The sequence below is a fragment of the Pseudomonas sp. Colony2 genome (assembly GCF_019382755.1).
Taxonomy (GTDB): Bacteria; Pseudomonadota; Gammaproteobacteria; order Pseudomonadales; family Pseudomonadaceae; genus Aquipseudomonas.
Genome location: NZ_CP080030.1, coordinates 6,867,527 through 6,886,547, shown reverse-complemented (window position 1 = coordinate 6,886,547; position 19,021 = coordinate 6,867,527). Strand labels below are relative to the sequence as shown.

Sequence of the window (19,021 nt, the reverse complement as noted above, 5' to 3'; positions counted from 1 at the left end):
GTCTATGAGAAATGCTACCCATGCAAACGATTGGAGCCTCTCTGTACGACCCATTCGAACCTCGGTTTCCCGGACTTGTATCGGCCTGGCAACGCTGTGGAGCCTTCCCGCCTACGCGCTGGAGCTCGGATCGGGTTTTGATCTGGCGGTCTTGTCGGCGAACGGGATCGACCCGAAGGTTGCCCATTATTTTCGCAGTGCTGCGCGATTCCGCGAGGGCGTGCACGTGGTGGGGCTGCAGGTCAACGGCACCTCATTGGGCCTGGTGGAGGCACGCTTCGACTACCAGGGGCAGTTGTGTTTTACCCCGGTCCTGCTGGACAAGGCCGGGTTGCGGTTGCCAGCCGCGATTATTCGGCCGGGTATCGCGCCCGATCAGGCGTGTCATGACTTTCTCGGTGCTTACCCCGCGACCATCGTCAAGTTGCGCCCCGGCAGCGATGAGGTATCGCTGGTGGTGCCTACTCAGTCAATGCGCGAGGCCGAATGGGATGTCGGCAGTTTCTCCCAGGGCGGCACGGCAGCCTTGTTCAATTACGATGTGCAGGGGTTCGAAGAGCGCTTCAACAGCGGCTCTTCCCGCTCGGTTTCGGCCTACACCGAGGCGGGATTCAATATCGGCAACTGGATCGTCCGAAGCCGCCAATTCTTCGTCTCCGATAACGGCAAGCGCAGCAGCGAGCATGTGAATGCCTACGCCCAGCGCGATTTCGCGCCCCTGAAGTCGACCTTCCAGGTCGGGCAGATTTCCAGCAACAACCCGGTGTTCGGTGGGTTACAGCTGTCGGGTTTCCAGCTCTCGCCGGATGGCCAATCGCGCAGTCCGGGTGGCAGCAGCGTGGTGGTCGAAGGTTTGGCCCAGAGCCCATCCCGGGTCGAGGTGCGCCAGGCCGGGGTGTTGATCCATACCACACTGGTACCGGAAGGCCCGTTCACGTTGACCGGATTACCCATACTCAATGGCACCAGCGATCTTGAGGTCAGTGTCATTGGCACTCGTGGTGGCAGGCATGGGTTCACCGTCCCTGCCGCGTCCTTTGCGGGGGCGGTACCGATAGAGCCCGGTTATTACTTCTCCCTGGGCAAGGTGCGCGGGGCAAATCCGGGTGCCGGGGAGCCTCCGGTCGTGGCGATGGGCAGTGGGACCTGGGGATTGGGGCGCAACTCGTCACTGGGATTCGGCCTGTTGAGTACAGACGAATACCAGGCGGCGGGTGGCGTGTGGAGCAGTGTTTTTTTCCAGCACCTTTCGGTTGGCGTGCGCCAGAACCTGTCTCGCGATGGCCGGGACGAAGTTACCGGGGCTCGCAGCTCAGTCACCGTGGGAAGTCCGCTGTTCGCCGGCATTGAAATGACGTCGAGTGCCACTACCCAGACGCGGGATTATCGCGAAGTACTGGAAGTGGGGCAGTCGACGCGGCGTGACCAGCGGGATGCCCGCTTCAAGGACCAATACACGGTAGGTTTGAGTTGGGTCGACCCGTCCCTGGGAGGCTTTTCCGTCAGTTATTCCCGCAGCTCGCAATTTGATGATCGCTCCGCCGAACACGTCTTTGCCTCATGGAACCAGCAGTTCAATGGCACCCAGGTGGCTTTGATTGCGGATTCCCGGGTGGGCGGCTCTCGACCGCGCAAGGTCAAGAACACCGTTCGAGATGAGCGCAGCGATGTGTCGGATAAGGGGCTTTCGCTTCGGTTGCAGGTCACCGTGCCGTTCGGTGGGGATCGCCGCGTCACCTCGTATGCCAGTCGGCGGGGCGACAGGTTCGATCTTGGGACCGCCTTCAGCGATCGGGTCAACGACTATGTGAACTATGAAGTGGGGGTTGCGCGTGAGCAGGCGAGCCGTACACAGGCTGTTCACGCCCGCGTGAATGCCATGCCGCGTTACACCCAGATAGGGTTGGGTGTGCGACATGATTCATTGAGCACCGGGTATACCGGCCAATTGCAGGGCGGCGTGGTGGCCCACGACAGAGGCATGACGTTCTCGCCCTATGCCGTCCAGGACACCTTTGGAATTGTCTCGGTGGGTAATGTCGGGGCAGCCAAGGTTTCGACGCCGCAGGGGCCGGTCTGGACTGACTACCGCGGGCAGGCGGTGATCGCCAGCCTGCCTGCCTACCGCAGCAGCAATGTCGAGGTGCAAACCCAATCCCTGCCCAAGCGCATCGACCTGAAAAACGGCACCAAGGTCCTTGCGGCCGGACGCGGTTCTTTCAACACGATCGATTTCGAAGTAGTGAAAGTGCGCCGTGTATTGCTTGAGGTCCGTGACGCGCACGGCCAACCCTTGCCCCAGGGAGCCTCGGTTCTCGACAGCAACAATGCTTTCCTGACCAGCGTCGTGGGCGAGGGCATGGTCTTCCTTAACAGCCTGGATGAGTCGCGAGCGCTGAACATCTCCTTGCCAGATTCAAGCACCTGCTTGTTGCAACTGAACCTTGAGCCAGAATCCAATGACGACAAATTCTATGAAACAGGTTCGGCGGTCTGCCGTACCCTCTGAGCCGGTGGGGCCTTTTGACGGTGTACGCCTGCGTCATGGGCTTATCCTTTACCTGCTGCTGTTTGTCGTGGTGTTGGCCAATGAGGCGCGGGCAGATAACTGCCAGGTGTCCTTGAGCCAGCCCCGGGTTGATTACGGTCTGGTTCGCCAAGCCGAGCGGGGCCACCCACAGATCGCGCTGGGCAAGCGCACGCTTCGCCTGAGCGTGGCCTGTGAGGTGCCGGTATCCATGGCGCTGCGCTTTACGGGCGTACCCGCCAACCAGCAGGGCTTTCGGTTTGGGCGCCAGGGGCATTTCACCCTGAGCCTGCAGTTCGCTCAAGTCGATGGAAAATCCGTTGAGCTGGTAATGCCGCACCTGTCTGAAGAGCCGGCGACCGGACGATTGCTGCCGGGCCATAGGCTTGTTGCACACGTAGCGGGTATGCCGGTGCATGGGCGCCGCTTCACCGCCCTGGTCAACGTCGAGACCTTCCTGCCTGCGGCTTTGCTGGCCGTCAGGGATGAAACGACATTTGAGGGGCAGGGCGGTTTTGAGTGGGCGCCCGGGGCCTGATGCCTCAGTCCGTGCGCTCCACCGAACCGATGAAGTTGGCCAGCTCGGCGGTCTGCGGATTGGCAAACAGGATTTTCGGGTCGCCCACTTCATGCACCTTGCCCTGGTGCATGAACACCAGCTTGTCACCCACTTCCCGGGCAAAACGCATCTCATGGGTGACCATGATCAGTGTCATGCCATCCTTGGCCAGTTGGCGCACTACGCTGAGCACTTCGTTGACCAGCTCCGGGTCCAGGGCCGAGGTGATTTCATCGCACAGCAGCACTTTGGGCGACATCGCCAGAGCCCGGGCGATTGCTACCCGCTGCTGCTGGCCGCCGGACAAACGATCGGGGAACGCGTCGAACTTCTCCCCCAGCCCAACGCGCTCGAGCATCTGTCGCGCCAATTGTGCGGCCTTGGCTTTCGGCACTTTCTGCACCACTTGCGGCGCAAGCATGACGTTTTCGCCCACCGTCAGGTGTGGGAACAGGTTGAACTGCTGGAACACCATGCCGACTTTCTGCCGCAGGGTGCGCAGGTCGGCGCGGGCGGCGTCGAGGTATTCGCCGTCGACCTCGATCACGCCGTCATTGATCGACTCCAGGCCATTGAGGGTGCGCAGCAGGGTGGATTTGCCCGAGCCGCTGCGACCGATGATCGCCACCACCTGGCCCTCTTCGACACTCAGGTCGATGCCCTTGAGTACGTGGTGATCGCCGTAATACTTATGCAGGGCGGAAATTCTAAGCAGAGGCATGCAGTCTCCTTTCCAGGTAGCGCGCACTGAGGGACAAGGGGTAGCAGAGCAGGAAGTAACCCAGCGCCACCAGGCCATAGACCATGAAGGGTTCGAAGGTAGCGTTGGCGAGCATGCCGCCGGTCTTGGTCAGCTCGGTGAAGCCGATGATCGAGGTCACGGCGGTGCCCTTGACCACTTGCACCGAGAAACCCACGGTTGGCGCCACGGCAATGCGCAGGGCCTGGGGCAGGATCACATAGCGCAATTGCTCCAGCGGGTTCAGGGCCAGGCTCGCGGACGCCTCCCATTGGCCGTGGGCGATGGAGTCGACGCAGCCACGCCAGATTTCGGCCAGGTAGGCGCTGGTGAACAGGGTCAAGGCAATCGCCGCCGCCAGCCAGGGCGAAATGTCCACGCCGAGCAAGGCGATGCCGAAGAACACCAGGAACAGTTGCATCAACAGTGGCGTGCCCTGGAACAGCTCGATATAGGTGCGGGCGACATTGCGCGGGAACGCCTTGGTGCTGATGCGCATAGTCATCACCAGCAAACCGATCACGCCGCCGCCGATGAACGCTACCAGCGACAGCAGCAAGGTCCACTGCAAACCGGTGAGCAGGTTGCGCACGATGTCCCAGAACGAAAAATCACTCATCGGGCGTTCCTCATGACATAGCGCCGGCCGATCCAGTTCAGCAATTGGCGGATCATCAGCGCCATGCACAGGTAGACCAGGGTCGTCAGCGCATAGGTTTCAAAGGCGCGGAAGTTGCGCGACTGGATAAAATTGGCGGCAAAGCTCAGTTCCTCGGTGGCGATCTGCGAGCAGACCGCCGAGCCGAGCATCACGATGATGATCTGGCTGCTCAGGGCCGGCCAGACCTTGCCCAGCGCGGGCAGCAACACCACATGGCGGAACGCCTCGAAACGTGTCATCGCCAGCGCGGCCGCCGCTTCCAGTTGCCCGCGGGGGATCGCCTGGATCCCGGCGCGGATGATCTCGGTGGAGTACGCCCCCAGGTTGATCACCATCGCCAGCACTGCCGCCTGCCATTCGGTGATTTTCAGGCCGAGGGACGGCAGGCCGAAGAAGATGAAAAACAACTGCACCAGAAACGGCGTGTTGCGGATCAACTCGACGTACACGCCGAAGATCCAACTGAACGGCTGGATCTTCCACGCCCGCACCACGGCGCCGACGATTCCCAGCGCCACACCCAGCACGGCGCCGATGGCGGTCAGTTCAAGTGTGAACAGCGCGCCGCGCAGCAACAGATCGGTATTGGCCAGGACCGGCACAAAGTCGAATTGATAGGCCATAGGCTAACCCTCGTTACCGCGCTCAGAGATCAGCCGGCAGCGGCTCTTTGAGCCACTGCAATGCATTCTTTTCCAGGCTGCCGTCGGCCTTGGCCGCGACCAGGATCTGGTTCACCTTGTCCAGCAGCGCCGGCTCGTTCTTATTCACGCCCACGTACACCGGCGAGTCCTTGAGCTTCACTTTCAGTGCCGGCACGCGCTTGGGGTTGCGTTCGCTGATGGCCACCATCACCACGTTGCCGCTGGCGATCAGGTCCACCTGGCCGGCGAGGTAGGCGGCGATGGTCGAGTTGTTGTCTTCAAAGCGCTTGATCGTCGCCTCTTTAGGCGCCACGGCGGTCAGCTCGATGTCTTCGATGGCGCCACGGGTCACGCTGATGGTTTTGCCCTTGAGGTCGTCAACGGTGCTGATCGGCGCATCGGGAGGGCCGAATACGGCGAGGTAGAAGGGCGCGTAGGCCTTGGAGAAGTCGATGACCTTCTCGCGCTCGGCGTTCTTGCCCAGGCTGGAAATCACCAGGTCGACCTTGCCGGTGGTGAGGAACGGGATGCGGTTGGTGCTGTTGACCGGGGTCAGTTCAAGCTTGACCTTGAGCTGGTCGGCCAAAAGCTTTGCGGTGTCGATGTCCAGGCCGCGGGGCTTCATGTCCGGGCCGACCGAGCCGAACGGCGGGAAATCCTGGGGCACGGCCACCTTGAGGGTGCCACGGGCGACGATATCGTCCAGACCGTTGGCCTGGGCGGGCGCCTGGCTCAGCATCAGGCTGGCAAACAGGGCAGTGAGCAGGGCGCTGCAACGCTTGGTCATGGCGACTCTCCGAAAAGGACGAAAGGTTTTTCCGGTTTTTGCCAGTGCACAGCCCATGCCAGCACCGCCGTATTTCGCGCCAGAGCCGGTGGCTGTTGAGTCTTGGCGGTCTTACTGGTCTGAACAGTTACTGGGTTTTCTGCACCCTTTTCGAGCGCCGTCAAAACCGCGCGAGCCCCTTTGGGGCGTGGCTTGCCGGGCGCTGCGAATAGCTTTACAACTAGCCGCTCAGTTGACTGGAAACCTGAGTTTCTTATGAATTCCATCGCCCAAGCCGTACCGGAAGTGGCGCTACAGGCCATCCGCAAATTGATCGCTGACGAGGGCTTCGGGCCGGGTGATGCGTTGCCCTCCCAGCGCGACCTGGCGCTGCAATTGGGCGTGAGCCGGGCCTCTTTGCGTGAAGCCTTGTCGTCCCTCAGTGCCTTGGGCGTGGTAAGTGTGCAGCCGGGCAAAGGCGTGTTCGTGCAAACGGCCGAAGAGCCGCCGGGGTTGGCCTGGCCGTTTACGGCACAGGCGACGCCGCTGGATATCTTTCAACTGCGCTACGCCCTGGAAGGTTTTGCGGCGGGGCTGGCGGCGGTGACGCTGACCACCGGGGAGTTGGACATCCTGGAAGATAACGTCGAGGCGATGCGCAAGGAGCTGAAGGCCGGTGATTTCGAGGCAGCCGCCCGGCTGGACTTCGAATTCCACCGGCGCATCCTGCTGGCCAGCGGCAATCAGGCGATGGTGAGCATCCTCAGCGCCAGTGCCGAGGTGTTCCTGGAGAGCCAGAAACTACCGTTCATCCGGCCGGAGCGGGCCATGGAGACCTGGCAGGAGCACCGCAAGGTCCTCCGTGCCCTGGCCCGACGCGCCAGCGGGGCGGCGCAGAAAAGCATGCAGGAACATGTGCGTAACGCGGCGTTGCGTACAGGGATTGCCTTCATCACTCCCGTAACCCCATGAGTTGGGCTATACCCAAACTCATGCGCCATCATAGGAAGAGTCAATCAGCTGCAGCTTCCTGAACGCGGGAAGGGCGGCTATGATGGGCAACGTTTTTTTTGCTTACAACCCGGAGACATCCATGAGCAACGATCTTATCAAGCACGTCACCGACGCGACCTTCGAGGCCGAAGTACTGAAGGCCCAGGGCCCGGTGCTGGTTGACTACTGGGCTGAGTGGTGCGGTCCTTGCAAAATGATCGCTCCGGTCCTGGACGACATTGCCACCACTTACGAAGGCAAGTTGACCATTGCCAAGCTGAACATCGATGACAACCAGGAAACTCCGGCCAAGCACGGCGTGCGTGGTATCCCGACCCTGATGCTGTTCAAGAACGGCAACGTCGAGGCCACCAAGGTCGGCGCGCTGTCGAAGTCCCAGCTGCAAGCTTTCCTCGACGCCAATATCTAAGCGTCCTCAAAAAGCCCCGCAATTTGCGGGGCTTTTTCGTGAAACAGGGCTAGACGCTCTGAAACTCAGGTGGTACATTCGGCCCCGCACTGGTTTCTCCACTGCCCCCTGCAAGCCGTCGCCGACGCTCTCCTTTTCGATTAGTACGCGATCCTGTCGCCTTCTCTGCGGCGCGGCCTCATTAAGCCAAAAGCTTAATTTCCCCCCCTCCATAAATGATTACGTCATTCCTATATGAATCTGACTGAACTCAAGCAAAAGCCGATTACCGAACTGCTCGAATTGGCCGAACAGATGGGCATAGAAAATATGGCCCGTTCGCGCAAGCAGGACGTGATTTTCTCCCTGCTGAAAAAGCACGCGAAAAGCGGCGAGGAAATCTCCGGTGATGGCGTGCTGGAGATTCTCCAGGACGGCTTCGGCTTCCTCCGCTCTGCAGACGCTTCCTATCTCGCCGGCCCAGACGATATCTACGTCTCGCCGAGCCAGATCCGTCGCTTCAACTTGCGCACCGGTGACACCATCGTTGGCAAGATCCGTCCTCCAAAGGAAGGCGAGCGTTATTTCGCCCTGCTCAAGGTCGACACGATCAACTACGATCGTCCCGAGAACGCGAAAAACAAGATTCTCTTCGAGAACCTGACGCCGCTGTTCCCGACCGTGCGCATGAAGATGGAAGCCGGCAACGGTTCCACCGAAGACTTGACCGGTCGTGTCATCGACCTGTGTGCCCCGATCGGCAAAGGCCAGCGCGGCCTGATCGTGGCCCCGCCGAAAGCCGGCAAGACCATCATGCTGCAGAACATCGCAGCGAACATCGCCCGTAATAACCCTGAAGTTCACCTGATCGTGTTGCTGATCGATGAGCGTCCGGAAGAAGTAACCGAAATGCAGCGCACCGTGCGCGGCGAAGTGGTTGCCTCGACGTTCGATGAGCCGCCAACCCGCCACGTGCAGGTTGCCGAAATGGTGATCGAGAAGGCCAAGCGCCTGGTCGAACACAAGAAAGACGTGGTGATCCTGCTCGACTCCATCACCCGTCTGGCCCGTGCCTACAACACCGTGATCCCAAGCTCCGGCAAGGTGCTCACCGGTGGTGTCGATGCCCACGCCCTGGAGAAACCGAAACGTTTCTTCGGCGCTGCGCGGAACATCGAAGAAGGCGGCTCGCTGACCATCATCGCCACCGCACTGGTTGAAACCGGTTCGAAGATGGATGAAGTGATCTACGAAGAGTTCAAAGGTACCGGCAACATGGAACTGCCTTTGGACCGTCGTATCGCCGAGAAGCGGGTGTTCCCTGCCATCAACATCAACCGTTCCGGCACGCGCCGCGAAGAGTTGCTGACCGCCGATGACGAACTGCAGCGCATGTGGATCCTGCGCAAGCTGCTGCACCCGATGGACGAAGTTGCGGCCATCGAGTTCCTGATCGACAAGCTGAAAACCACCAAGACCAACGACGAGTTCTTCCTGTCGATGAAGCGCAAGTAACACGACGCTTCGGTCAAAAAGGATGGCGCCCCATGGGGCGCCATTTTTTTTGTTTCTGGAAAAGGAGTTTTGGCTTTAGTGTGTGTCTGTTTAGAAACAAATTCGCGTGTGTGATTACACTCGCTGTCCATCCGATCAGGCAAATTACAAGATTTTATGACCATTCTCGCTTATCGCAGGGACATTGACGGCCTGCGTGCCATAGCTGTGCTCGCTGTTGTGCTGTTTCATTTTGGTGTACCGGGCTTTACCGGCGGCTTTGTCGGCGTCGACGTGTTTTTCGTGATCTCCGGCTACTTGATCACCTCGATCATCTGGCGCGAGCGTGAGGCCGGCCGTTTCAGTTTTGTCAGCTTCTGGGCCAGGCGAGCGCGGCGTATCCTGCCGGCACTGTTCGTGATGATGCTCGGCGCGCTGGTGGTGGGCTGGTTCCTGCTGGCGCCCAAGGATTACAGCGAGTTGGGGCGCTCGATACATAACCAGGTGGTGTTTATCTCCAACCTGTTTTTCATGCGTCAGGACGGTTACTTTGATGTGGCCTCCGATATCAAACCGTTGCTGCATACCTGGTCATTGTCGGTTGAAGAACAGTTCTACATCCTCTTCCCACTGCTTCTGACACTGCTGTCGAGCCGGCTCAAATATTGGCGCACGGCGCTGTTCGTGTTGTTGCTGGTGTCATTCGGCATGAGTACATGGGCGGTGGCCCACGCTCCGGAAAGAGCCTTTTTCCTGCTGCAGATGCGTGCCTGGGAGCTGTTGGCGGGCGCAATGCTGGCGGTAATGCCGGTACGCGAGTACCGCGCCAGCCCGGCGTTGGCGCAGGCCGTCAGCCTTGCCGGCCTCGGCCTGATCCTGCTGGCGGTCTTCGCGTATGACCCGAGCACGCCGTTTCCCGGCGCCGCAGCGCTGTTGCCGGTGGTGGGCGTGGTCTGCCTGATTTGGGCCAACGGCCAGCAAACTACCCTGACCAGCAAGCTGCTGGGTAGCCGCTTGCTGGTGGGGATTGGCCTGATCTCCTACTCCTGGTACCTGTGGCACTGGCCGGTGTACGTGTTTGGCAAGTACGCCAGTGTCGACGGGCTGGGCCCGTGGGAGCTTGGTGCACTGTTTGTGTTGAGCCTGGTGCTGGGTTATGCGTCCTGGCGGTTTGTCGAGGCGCCGTTCCGTGAACGTCGGCTGTTGGCAGGGCGCAAGCAAATCCTGGTGGCGGCGGGTATCGCGCTGCTTGGGGTGGGACTGCTCGGCAAAGGCCTGGTCATGACGAAGGGCTTGCCTTGGCGCCTGTCGCCCGAGGCGCTGCAATTTGCCCAGGCGCGCGAGTGGAGCCCGGACCTCATGGCCTGCCTGGTGGATGGTGGGAAAAATCGCCACCATGGATTTTGTCATTTCGGACCTCAGTCCGCGCCGACGCGCGCGCTGGTCTGGGGCGATAGCCATGCCACGGCGCTGGTTCCGGCGTTGCGAGACGGCGCCAGCAAGTACGGTGTCAGCGTCACGCAGGCAGGTTATGCCGGTTGCCTGCCGTTTAATCGCAAGGAAAGCGTTCCGGGCTGCCTGGCCTTTAACCAGCAGGTCACGCAGTTGCTCGGCAAGGAAACCTTTAGCGACGTGGTGCTGGTGGCGCGCTGGAGCCTGTATGTCTATGGGCAGCGCGATGGTGACACCGAGGCTTCGTTGCTGGACCCGGCGACCGGAACCTATGACCGCGCCTTCGCCGAGCGGCGCTTCGCTGAAAGTCTGGGCGCCCTTGTGCAGCAATTGCGCGCCAGCGGCCATCGGGTGTGGCTGGTCAAGGAAGTCCCCCTGCAGGAATTCAGTCCGCCTTACCGCCTGAGTCGCCTGGCGATGCTCGGCCGGCCCACCGACAAAGAAGGCATGCCCCTGGATGAGCACCTCCAGCGCCAGGCCTATATCAGCAGCGTATTCGAGCGCATGGCGGCGGCTGATCCCGGGGTAAAGGTAATGGATCCGGCGCCCAAGTTATGCAGTGCGAATGACTGGTGCCGGGTGGAACTGGACGGTCAGTCGCTGTACACCGACGACAATCACCTCTCGGCGGTTGGTTCGCGGTATGTCGAGGCGTTTCTTGAACCCTTGTTCAAAGCCTTGCGCGATGAAACCCAGGCATCGGCTCTTTGAGTCTGTGTCGTCGGCAATGCTGCTCAATAAGCTGCCAGCGACCGTAAGAGCAGGTAGGATGTACGCCTATTTTACGGGTGGCATGGTTAATGAAATTCAAGGATCTTCGGGATTTCGTGCAGCAACTTGAGCAGCGCGGAGAGTTGAAACGTATCCAGGTGCCGATTTCCCCGGTCCTGGAGATGACTGAGATTTGCGACCGCACCTTGCGCAACAAGGGCCCGGCGCTGCTGTTCGAAAACTCGGTGGGCTTTGATATCCCGGTGCTCGGCAACCTGTTCGGCACTCCCGACCGCGTGGCGTTTGGCATGGGCGCCGAGTCGGTCAGCGAACTGCGCGAGATCGGCAAGCTGCTGGCCTTCCTCAAGGAACCGGAGCCGCCCAAGGGTCTGAAGGACGCCTGGTCGAAGCTGCCCATCTTCCGCAAGATCATCGCCATGGCCCCCAAGGTCGTGAAAGACGCGGTTTGCCAGGAAGTGGTGATCGAAGGCGAGGATGTCGACCTCGGCATGCTCCCCGTGCAGACCTGCTGGCCTGGCGACGTCGGCCCGCTGATCACCTGGGGCCTGACCGTCACCAAGGGCCCGAACAAGGACCGCCAGAACCTCGGCATCTACCGTCAGCAAGTGATCGGCCGCAACAAGGTCATCATGCGCTGGCTGAGCCACCGTGGCGGCGCGCTGGATTTCCGTGAGTGGTGCGAAAAGCATCCCGGCCAGCCATTCCCTGTTTCCGTGGCCCTGGGCGCCGACCCGGCGACCATCCTCGGCGCCGTCACGCCGGTGCCCGACAGCCTGTCCGAGTACGCTTTCGCGGGCCTGTTGCGCGGCAATCGCACTGAGCTGGTGAAATGCCGCGGTAACGACCTGCAAGTGCCGGCCACCGCCGAAATCATCCTCGAAGGCGTGATTCACCCGGGCGAGATGGCCGATGAAGGCCCCTACGGCGACCACACCGGCTACTACAACGAAGTCGACAGCTTCCCGGTGTTCACCGTCGAGCGCATCACCCACCGGGTCAAGCCGATCTACCACAGCACCTACACCGGCCGCCCGCCGGATGAGCCGGCGATCCTCGGCGTGGCGTTGAACGAAGTGTTTGTGCCGATCCTGCAAAAGCAGTTTCCGGAAATCACTGACTTCTACCTGCCGCCCGAAGGCTGCTCGTATCGCATGGCCATCGTGACGATGAAGAAGTCGTACCCCGGCCACGCCAAGCGGGTAATGCTGGGTGTGTGGTCGTTTTTGCGACAGTTCATGTACACCAAGTTCGTTATTGTCACCGACGACGACATCAACGCCCGGGACTGGAACGACGTGATCTGGGCTATCACCACGCGCATGGACCCCAAGCGCGACACGGTGATGATCGACAATACGCCGATCGACTACCTCGACTTTGCTTCCCCGGTATCGGGCCTCGGCTCGAAAATGGGCCTGGACGCCACCCATAAATGGCCGGGTGAAACCACCCGCGAATGGGGCCGCGTGATCGTCAAGGACGAAGCGGTCACTGCCCGTGTCGATGCGCTCTGGAAAGAATTAGGAATAGATTGATGCGTGTAACCCTGCAGCCTTCCGGTGCGGTACTTGAACTGACGCCCGGCGAGCGGATCCTCGAGGGCGCGCGCCGCCTGGGCTACGATTGCCCCCAGGCCTGCCGCAATGGCGTGTGCCACGTGTGCGCGGCGCTGCTGGTGGAAGGCCGGGTGCAGCAAGCCGGTGAGGTGCGTGACCATGGCGAGTTCTATACCTGCATTGCCGAACCGCTGGAAGATTGCATTGTGTTGTGGGATGGCGTGCTGGCGCCGGGAGAATTGCCGGTGCGCAAACTGTCTTGCCAACTGAGTGAATGCGTCGAGGTGGGCGGTGACGTCTGGCGCGTGCGCCTGCGGGCTCCGGCCGGCAAGGCGGTACGCTACCACGCCGGGCAATACCTGATGATCGAGCGGGAAAACGGCGAGAAGTCGGCATTCTCCCTGGCCTCGGCGCCCCACGCCGGGCGCGAGCTGGAATTGCACGTGCTGGCCCGGGAAGACAGCGCCCGCAGCCTGCTGGAGCAGTTGCAGCGCAACCAGATGGCCCGCATCGAAATGCCGTTTGGCGACACCCACCTGGCGGAACTGCCCGACGGGCCGCTGGTGCTGATCGCCGCCGGCACCGGCATGGCCCAGATGCATAGCCTGATCGAACACTGTCGCGCCAGTGGCTTCAAGCACCCGGTGCATCTGTATTGGGGTGTACGTCGACCGGAAGACTTCTACGACATCGAGCACTGGGACCAGTGGCTGCAACTGCCCAACCTGTTCCTGCACAAAGTGGTCAGCGACCTGTGTGGCTGGGAAGGGCGCTGCGGGCTGTTGCATGAAGCGGTGTGCGAAGACATCAGCGACCTCAAGGCCGTGCATGTCTACGCCAGCGGTTCACCGGCGATGATCTACGGCACCCTGGATGCGCTGGTCGAGGCCGGCATGGATGCACACCAGATGCGTGCTGACGTATTTGCCTACGCACCCCGCCCGTAACGTGTGGCGAGGGAGCTTGCTCCCGCTGGGCTGCGCAGCGGCCCCGAAACAGTCGCTGGGTTCTATCTTTAAGATCGCATGAACTTCAGGGCCGCTTCGCGACCCAGCGGGAGCAAGCTCCCTCGCCACAGAAGCCCTTCAGTGGCTTGATCAGAAACGAACGCCCGTGGTCACCATCGCCGCATTGAACCCGAGCAACACCAGCTCGGCGGCGACCGGCCCGTAGTGAGTGCCCACCGAGGGGATGATCACCGGCGCCACCCCCAGTCCATTCAGCGGAATCTTGTCGCGGTACTTGCCGCGATAGCCCTGGATCACACCCCCTGTCAGCTTCAAGTACACCGGGTAATCGGGCATGTCGTAGCGTTTGCCGGCATAGGCGTAGTACGAACGCTGGCTGAACGAGTTGCGAAATGTCGCCCCGCCATACACCAGGCCTGACGCTTCATTGCGCTCCAGGCCGATCAGGTCCTGATTGTTGTTGTGGTCCTTGTCCGGCGCAAAATGCCGGGTGTAGACGCTCGTCTGGGCATACCAGAAGCCTTTTTCGTCCTGGGTCGGCACTTCCGCCGCCAGGGCGTTGGTGGCCTGTGCCAGGAACAACAGGCTGGGCAGTCGGTATTTCATGGAGTGACCTCGGTAGTCGATTCGGTTGGCGGCCAGGTGGGTCGTGACAGGCGCCTATTTTGAAGGCTCAGCGTGCCCCCAGGCTGAACCTGCGCTGAAACTACAGGGATTGAGGCAGCCAATCCTGATGAGCGGAGCGGCCTGGGCTTATGCATTCGCTTATTCTTTAAAGGTATTTAATTTGTTACATAAATATCATTAAGCTATATGTCAACGGACTACCGACTTTCTGCCAATAACCAATAAATGACCGCCACCGTCCGCCACACGGATCGATCGTACGAGCTCAGAGCATTGACGTTCTGGCTTTTGATTCCAAGGGGAGCGGTATGGGGAGCAACAAGCAGCACCTGCTGTACACGGCGATTTTGTCGGCTAATTTGCTGACCGCTGTGGGATTCAGTCCAGTGGCATCCGCCGAAACGGCCACTGCCGATGTACCCAAACTCGATACAGTCATTGTCACCGGCACCCGCGCCCAAGAGCGCACCGCCAGTGCCTCGTTGTCACCTATCGATGTGATTTCCGGCGACACCTTGCGCAGCACCGGCTCTGATGAGTTGGGCGCGGTGTTGGCCCGATTGATTCCTTCCATCAACTTTCCACGCCCGAGCCTGGTAGACGGTGCCGAACTGGTGCGCCCGGCGCAGCTGCGTGGCCTGTCACCTGACCAGGTGTTGGTGCTGGTCAACGGCAAGCGCCGCCACACCAGTGCCTTCGTCAATCTCGGCGGTGCGGTTGGGCGTGGCTCGGCGCCGGCGGATTTGAATGCGATCCCGTTGTCGGCGGTCGACCATATCGAGGTGCTGCGTGACGGCGCATCGGCCCGCTACGGCTCCGATGCGATTGCCGGGGTGATCAACGTGATCCTCAAGCATGACGACCACGGCGGCTCGATCACCAGCAAGTTTGGTGAGTACAAGAAGGGCGACGGTATCCAGCGCAACCTCAGCGGCAACACCGGTGTGGCACTGGGCGATAACGGGTTTATCAACATCTCTGCCGAAGGTGCCGACAACGATTACACCAACCGCGCCGGCAAGGACCTGCGTCCGGGCAGCGTTGGTTCGACGACCTACGGCCAGCGGGTGTTCCGCCAGGGCGAGCCGGCCACTGACCAGGGCAAGCTGTTTCTCAACTCGGAATATTCCTTCAGCGATGCGGCCGAGTTCTATGCGTTTGGCGGCTACAGCAAGACCCGCGGCGAGACGGCGGCGTTCTACCGGGCCAGTAACGCGAGCAACAACATTCCTGCGCTCAACCCCAATGGTTACCTGCCGTTGATTCGCGGTGACGTGGAAGACACGTCCCTGGCGGTCGGCCTGCGCGGCTTGTTGGCCTATGACTGGCACTACGATGTGTCGGTCAACTACGGCAAGAACCAGTACCAGATCGGTACCGAAACCATCAACACCTCGCTGGGCCTGGCCACGCCGCGCAAATTCGACAACGGCACGTTGGTCAATGACCAGAAGCAACTCAGCCTGGACCTGTCGCGGGAATTCAGCCTGGGCTGGTTGCCGTATCCAGTGTCGGTGGCGTTTGGCGGCGAATACCTGGACCAGGGTTACCAGATCAAGGCGGGCGACCCGGCGTCCTACTACCAGACCGGCAGCTCGGGCCTGGGCGGCTTCCGTGATTCCGACGCCGGCACCAGCACGCGCCATAACTGGGCGCAGTACCTGGACCTGGAAACCAACTTCACCGAAAAACTCAGTGCCTCCGCCGCCGTGCGTCACGAGGACTACAGTGATTTTGGCTCCAACGTCAGCGGCTCGCTCTCGGCGCGCTACGACTTCACCCCGCAAGTGGCCTTGCGCGGCAGTGTATCCAACGGTTTCCGTGCGCCGTCCCTGGCACAGCAAAACTTCGCCTACACCTCGTCGCAACTGATCGGCAACACCATCCAGGAAGCCGGCACCTTCCCGGCCAACAGCCAGGTGGCGCGCCTGCTCGGCGCTGAAGACCTGAAAGCCGAGAAGTCCCGCAACTACAGTCTCGGCCTGGTGCTGGAGCCGACCGACAACCTGACCGTGACCGCCGATGTCTACCGTATCGACATCAGCGACCGCATCAGCCTGTCCTCCAATCTGGACCTGAGCAAGAACCCGGCTGCGCTCGCGTATCTGCAGGCCAATGGCGTGGGCAACATCAACTACACCACCGTGCGCTACTTCACCAACGCCACCGACACCACCACCAATGGCGTCGACCTGGTGGCCAACTATCGCTACCAACTGGACAACGGTGTGCGCTGGAACAGCACCGTGGGCTACAACTACAACCACACCAAGGTCACCGACGTAAAAGCCAACCCGTCCGTACTGGATAGCCTGGGCGCGAGCCTGGTTCGGGTGGACCGTCGCGAGCGCATCGGCCTGCTGGGCGATACCACGCCACAGCACAAGCTGAGCCTGGGCAACGACCTGAGTTTCGGCAACTGGGCGCTGCACAGTAATTTGGTGCGCTATGGTTCATTCACCAGCTACCAGGCCGACCCGACCAACGACCAGCGCTTCAAGGCCGCCTGGCTGTTGGATCTGTCAGCCGACTACAAGCTGAAAAACTGGACCTTCACCGTTGGCGGCGACAACGTCACCGACAAATACCCGGAAAAACTCAATGCCTACGCCAGCAGTGGTGGCAATTTGGCCTATAGCACTTTTTCGCCGTACGGTTACAGCGGCGCGTTCTATTACGGTAAAGTTGCTTACAACTGGTAACAGCTTCTCGTAACAACAAAGGAGACCTAAGCGATCTGCCATGACCGCCATTGAATCTGATCTTTTGCAATTGGCTTACCCTCCGCGGCTCGATCTGGGGCCGCAACTCACTCACGAACAGTTGATGAGCTCGATGCAAGCCACCATGGCGCTGCACAAGGGTGGGCCGGTCTGGCTATTCGCTTACGGTTCGCTGATCTGGCGGCCTGAATGTTCGTCGACACAGCGGATGCGGGCGCGGGTCCACGGTTATCACCGGGGCTTGTACCTGTGGTCCCATGAGCACCGGGGCACGCCGGAAATACCGGGGTTGGTGTTTGGCCTGGATCGTGGCGGCTCGTGCAGCGGGTTTGCCTACCGCTTGCCGGAAGATCAACTGGAGGCCTCGCTGTATGCCCTGTGGCAGCGCGAGATGCCGTATCCCTCGTACCGGCCGCACTGGCTCAGCTGTCGTCTGGAAGATGGCAGCCAGGTGCAGGCATTGGGATTTGTCCTGGAACGGCACCTGCCCAGTTATGCCGGCAATTTGCCCGACATCGTGCTGAATCACGTGTTGCAAAGCGCTTGCGGGCGTTACGGCACTACGCGCGATTATGTCGAGCAGACCGTCAACGCCCTGCGTAGCCACGCCATGCCAGACAAGAATCTGGAGGCGCGGCTCAAGCGGTGTTCCAAAGGCTGTTCCGACGATTAACGTGCGGCACTGACGCTATTGGTGTGCCACAAGGTGGGGATCAGGAACGCGATGGCCAGCAGGCACGCGCCGATCAGCAATACGAAACCACCGTCCCAGCCGAAATGGTCAACGGTGTAGCCCATGGCCGCACTCGCTGCCACTGAACCACCCAGGTAACCGAACAAGCCCGTAAAGCCCGCTGCGGTACCGGCGGCTTTCTTCGGTGCCAGTTCCAGCGCCTGCAGGCCGATCAGCATCACCGGACCGTAGATCAGGAAGCCGATGGAGAACAGCGCGATCATGTCGATCATCGGGTTGCCCGGCGGGTTGAGCCAGTAAACCAGGGTCGCCACGGTGACCAGGCCCATGAACACAATGCCGGTCAGGCCACGGTTGCCACGGAAGATCTTGTCCGACATCCAGCCGCACAGCAGCGTGCCCGGAATGCCCGCCCACTCGTAGAAGAAGTACGCCCACGAGGTTTTATCCACGTCGAAGTGCTTGGCTTCCTTGAGGTACGTCGGTGCCCAGTCCAGCACGCCGTAGCGCAGCAGGTAGACGAAGACGTTGGCGAAGGCGATGTACCAGAGCATTTTGTTGCGCAGCACGTACTTGACGAAGATTTCCTTGGCGCTGAATTCGTCCTCGTGGCTGGCGTCGTAGCCTTCCGGGTAATCGTTCTTGTATTGCTCGATGGGCGGCAGGCCCACCGATTGCGGGGTGTCGCGCATGGTGATGAAGGCAAATGCCGCCACCAGCAGGGCCACGGTAGCCGGGACGTAGAACGCCGCGTGCCAGTCGTTGAACCAGGCCATGCCCAGCAGGAACAGCGGGCCGATCAAGCCGCCGCCGACGTTATGCGCCACGTTCCATACGGAAACCACACCGCCACGTTCTTTCTGCGACCACCAGTGCACCATGGTCCGCCCACTTGGCGGCCAGCCCATGCCCTGGGCCCAGCCGTTGATGAACAGCAGAATGAACATCATGGTCACGCTGGAGGTAGCCCAAGGTGCGAAACCGAAAATGAACATCACCCCGGCGGACACCAACAGGCCGAAGGGCAGGAAGTAGCGCGGGTTGGAGCGGTCGGACACCAGGCCCATGAGGAACTTGGACAGGCCGTAGGCAATTGCGATCGCCGACATTGCCAGGCCCAGCTGGCCACGGGTGTAACCCTCGTCGATCAGGTACGGCATGGCCAGGGAGAAGTTCTTGCGCAGCAGGTAGTACCCGGCGTAACCGAAGAAAATACCGGCGAAGATCTGCCAGCGCAGGCGTCGGTACGTGCTGTCTATTTTTTCTTCAGGCAGGGGCGCCTGATGTGCGGCAGGACGGAAGAAAGCAAACATTCAAGAGCTCCAGATTTCTTGTTTTGACTGCGGATGCGAATGTTACAGTTTCGTTACCGAAAATAGCACCGCCTCTTATCTGCGGGCATAGGAATTGAGTGCAATTGCATGTTCTTTTACGAACATGTCGCTTAGAGGCAAGTGAGGGACGTTTTCAGGAGGGG

Annotated in this window: 16 protein-coding genes; 10 read left to right on the top strand and 6 right to left on the bottom strand. The window is 60.7% G+C overall.

Going from position 1 to position 19,021, the window contains the following annotated elements:
- Nucleotides 1–4: 4 nt before the first annotated feature.
- The gene (locus JV201_RS28320; RefSeq protein ID WP_257903341.1) at nt 5–2,509 is read left to right on the top strand and encodes a fimbria/pilus outer membrane usher protein; all 2,505 of its coding nucleotides are present in this window, start codon (nt 5–7) and stop codon (nt 2,507–2,509) included.
- A complete protein-coding gene (locus tag JV201_RS28315; protein WP_177066867.1) occupies nt 2,475–3,065 on the top strand; it encodes a hypothetical protein in 591 nt (196 codons plus the stop codon). Before JV201_RS28320 ends, JV201_RS28315 begins: the two co-directional genes overlap by 35 nt.
- A 4-nt stretch (nt 3,066–3,069) precedes the next feature.
- On the opposite strand, the gene JV201_RS28310 is transcribed toward JV201_RS28315, so the two are convergent.
- From JV201_RS28310 to JV201_RS28295, 4 genes are read right to left on the bottom strand one after another with little or no spacing between them, the layout of a single operon-like run.
- Nucleotides 3,070–3,807, bottom strand: coding sequence for an amino acid ABC transporter ATP-binding protein (locus JV201_RS28310; RefSeq protein WP_003213999.1), 738 nt, complete (start codon nt 3,805–3,807; stop codon nt 3,070–3,072).
- Complete coding sequence (locus tag JV201_RS28305) at nt 3,794–4,444, bottom strand: amino acid ABC transporter permease (protein WP_003213996.1); 651 nt, start codon at nt 4,442–4,444, stop codon at nt 3,794–3,796. The genes JV201_RS28310 and JV201_RS28305 overlap by 14 nt, the downstream gene beginning before the upstream one ends.
- On the bottom strand, nt 4,441–5,109 hold the full coding sequence (locus JV201_RS28300; RefSeq protein ID WP_003213995.1) for an amino acid ABC transporter permease: 669 nt from the start codon (nt 5,107–5,109) through the stop codon (nt 4,441–4,443). The genes JV201_RS28305 and JV201_RS28300 overlap by 4 nt, the downstream gene beginning before the upstream one ends.
- Nucleotides 5,110–5,131: 22 nt before the next feature.
- Entirely contained in the window at nt 5,132–5,917 is a 786-nt protein-coding gene (locus tag JV201_RS28295) for a transporter substrate-binding domain-containing protein (protein WP_003213993.1), read from the bottom strand.
- Nucleotides 5,918–6,172: 255 nt separating this feature from the next.
- Between JV201_RS28295 and JV201_RS28290 the strand changes: the two genes are divergently transcribed.
- From JV201_RS28290 to JV201_RS28265, 6 genes are all read left to right on the top strand, one after another.
- Nucleotides 6,173–6,868, top strand: a complete 696-nt coding sequence (locus tag JV201_RS28290; RefSeq protein ID WP_219406284.1) for a FadR/GntR family transcriptional regulator — start codon at nt 6,173–6,175, stop codon at nt 6,866–6,868.
- A gap of 121 nt (nt 6,869–6,989) precedes the next feature.
- A complete protein-coding gene (trxA, locus tag JV201_RS28285; RefSeq protein ID WP_003213989.1) occupies nt 6,990–7,319 on the top strand; it encodes a thioredoxin TrxA in 330 nt (109 codons plus the stop codon).
- A gap of 234 nt (nt 7,320–7,553) precedes the next feature.
- Entirely contained in the window at nt 7,554–8,813 is a 1,260-nt protein-coding gene (rho, locus tag JV201_RS28280) for a transcription termination factor Rho (RefSeq protein ID WP_008438874.1), read from the top strand.
- Between the two features lie 156 nt (nt 8,814–8,969).
- Complete coding sequence (locus JV201_RS28275) at nt 8,970–10,955, top strand: acyltransferase family protein (protein WP_177009070.1); 1,986 nt, start codon at nt 8,970–8,972, stop codon at nt 10,953–10,955.
- Between the two features lie 89 nt (nt 10,956–11,044).
- Nucleotides 11,045–12,511 carry a 4-hydroxy-3-polyprenylbenzoate decarboxylase gene (gene ubiD, locus JV201_RS28270; protein ID WP_219406283.1) on the top strand — a complete coding sequence of 489 codons (1,467 nt, stop codon included), beginning with the start codon at nt 11,045–11,047 and terminating at the stop codon, nt 12,509–12,511.
- A complete protein-coding gene (locus JV201_RS28265) occupies nt 12,511–13,479 on the top strand; it encodes a CDP-6-deoxy-delta-3,4-glucoseen reductase (RefSeq protein ID WP_003213981.1) in 969 nt (322 codons plus the stop codon). The genes ubiD and JV201_RS28265 overlap by 1 nt, the downstream gene beginning before the upstream one ends.
- A 150-nt stretch (nt 13,480–13,629) precedes the next feature.
- On the opposite strand, the gene JV201_RS28260 is transcribed toward JV201_RS28265, so the two are convergent.
- On the bottom strand, nt 13,630–14,106 hold the full coding sequence (locus tag JV201_RS28260; RefSeq protein WP_219406282.1) for a sn-glycerol-3-phosphate transporter: 477 nt from the start codon (nt 14,104–14,106) through the stop codon (nt 13,630–13,632).
- A gap of 329 nt (nt 14,107–14,435) precedes the next feature.
- On the opposite strand from JV201_RS28260, the gene JV201_RS28255 reads away from it, so the two are divergent.
- Complete coding sequence (locus JV201_RS28255; protein WP_003213976.1) at nt 14,436–16,829, top strand: TonB-dependent siderophore receptor; 2,394 nt, start codon at nt 14,436–14,438, stop codon at nt 16,827–16,829.
- A 40-nt stretch (nt 16,830–16,869) separates the two neighbouring features.
- Nucleotides 16,870–17,523 carry a gamma-glutamylcyclotransferase gene (locus JV201_RS28250; protein WP_003213974.1) on the top strand — a complete coding sequence of 218 codons (654 nt, stop codon included), beginning with the start codon at nt 16,870–16,872 and terminating at the stop codon, nt 17,521–17,523.
- Here the strand turns inward: JV201_RS28250 and glpT are convergent.
- Entirely contained in the window at nt 17,520–18,857 is a 1,338-nt protein-coding gene (gene glpT / locus JV201_RS28245) for a glycerol-3-phosphate transporter (protein WP_003213972.1), read from the bottom strand. The two genes, JV201_RS28250 and glpT, sit on opposite strands and share 4 nt — an antisense overlap.
- Nucleotides 18,858–19,021: the final 164 nt, after the last annotated feature.

Bases quoted from the DNA above. Each gene is read 5' to 3' on its own strand.
- JV201_RS28320 (WP_257903341.1), top strand. From the start codon at position 5: ATGAGAAATGCTACCCATGCAAACGATTGGAGCCTCTCTGTACGACCC.
- JV201_RS28315 (WP_177066867.1), top strand. From the start codon at position 2,475: ATGAAACAGGTTCGGCGGTCTGCCGTACCCTCTGAGCCGGTGGGGCCT.
- JV201_RS28310 (WP_003213999.1), bottom strand. From the start codon at position 3,807: ATGCCTCTGCTTAGAATTTCCGCCCTGCATAAGTATTACGGCGATCAC.
- JV201_RS28305 (WP_003213996.1), bottom strand. From the start codon at position 4,444: ATGAGTGATTTTTCGTTCTGGGACATCGTGCGCAACCTGCTCACCGGT.
- JV201_RS28300 (WP_003213995.1), bottom strand. From the start codon at position 5,109: ATGGCCTATCAATTCGACTTTGTGCCGGTCCTGGCCAATACCGATCTG.
- JV201_RS28295 (WP_003213993.1), bottom strand. From the start codon at position 5,917: ATGACCAAGCGTTGCAGCGCCCTGCTCACTGCCCTGTTTGCCAGCCTG.
- JV201_RS28290 (WP_219406284.1), top strand. From the start codon at position 6,173: ATGAATTCCATCGCCCAAGCCGTACCGGAAGTGGCGCTACAGGCCATC.
- trxA (WP_003213989.1), top strand. From the start codon at position 6,990: ATGAGCAACGATCTTATCAAGCACGTCACCGACGCGACCTTCGAGGCC.
- rho (WP_008438874.1), top strand. From the start codon at position 7,554: ATGAATCTGACTGAACTCAAGCAAAAGCCGATTACCGAACTGCTCGAA.
- JV201_RS28275 (WP_177009070.1), top strand. From the start codon at position 8,970: ATGACCATTCTCGCTTATCGCAGGGACATTGACGGCCTGCGTGCCATA.
- ubiD (WP_219406283.1), top strand. From the start codon at position 11,045: ATGAAATTCAAGGATCTTCGGGATTTCGTGCAGCAACTTGAGCAGCGC.
- JV201_RS28265 (WP_003213981.1), top strand. From the start codon at position 12,511: ATGCGTGTAACCCTGCAGCCTTCCGGTGCGGTACTTGAACTGACGCCC.
- JV201_RS28260 (WP_219406282.1), bottom strand. From the start codon at position 14,106: ATGAAATACCGACTGCCCAGCCTGTTGTTCCTGGCACAGGCCACCAAC.
- JV201_RS28255 (WP_003213976.1), top strand. From the start codon at position 14,436: ATGGGGAGCAACAAGCAGCACCTGCTGTACACGGCGATTTTGTCGGCT.
- JV201_RS28250 (WP_003213974.1), top strand. From the start codon at position 16,870: ATGACCGCCATTGAATCTGATCTTTTGCAATTGGCTTACCCTCCGCGG.
- glpT (WP_003213972.1), bottom strand. From the start codon at position 18,857: ATGTTTGCTTTCTTCCGTCCTGCCGCACATCAGGCGCCCCTGCCTGAA.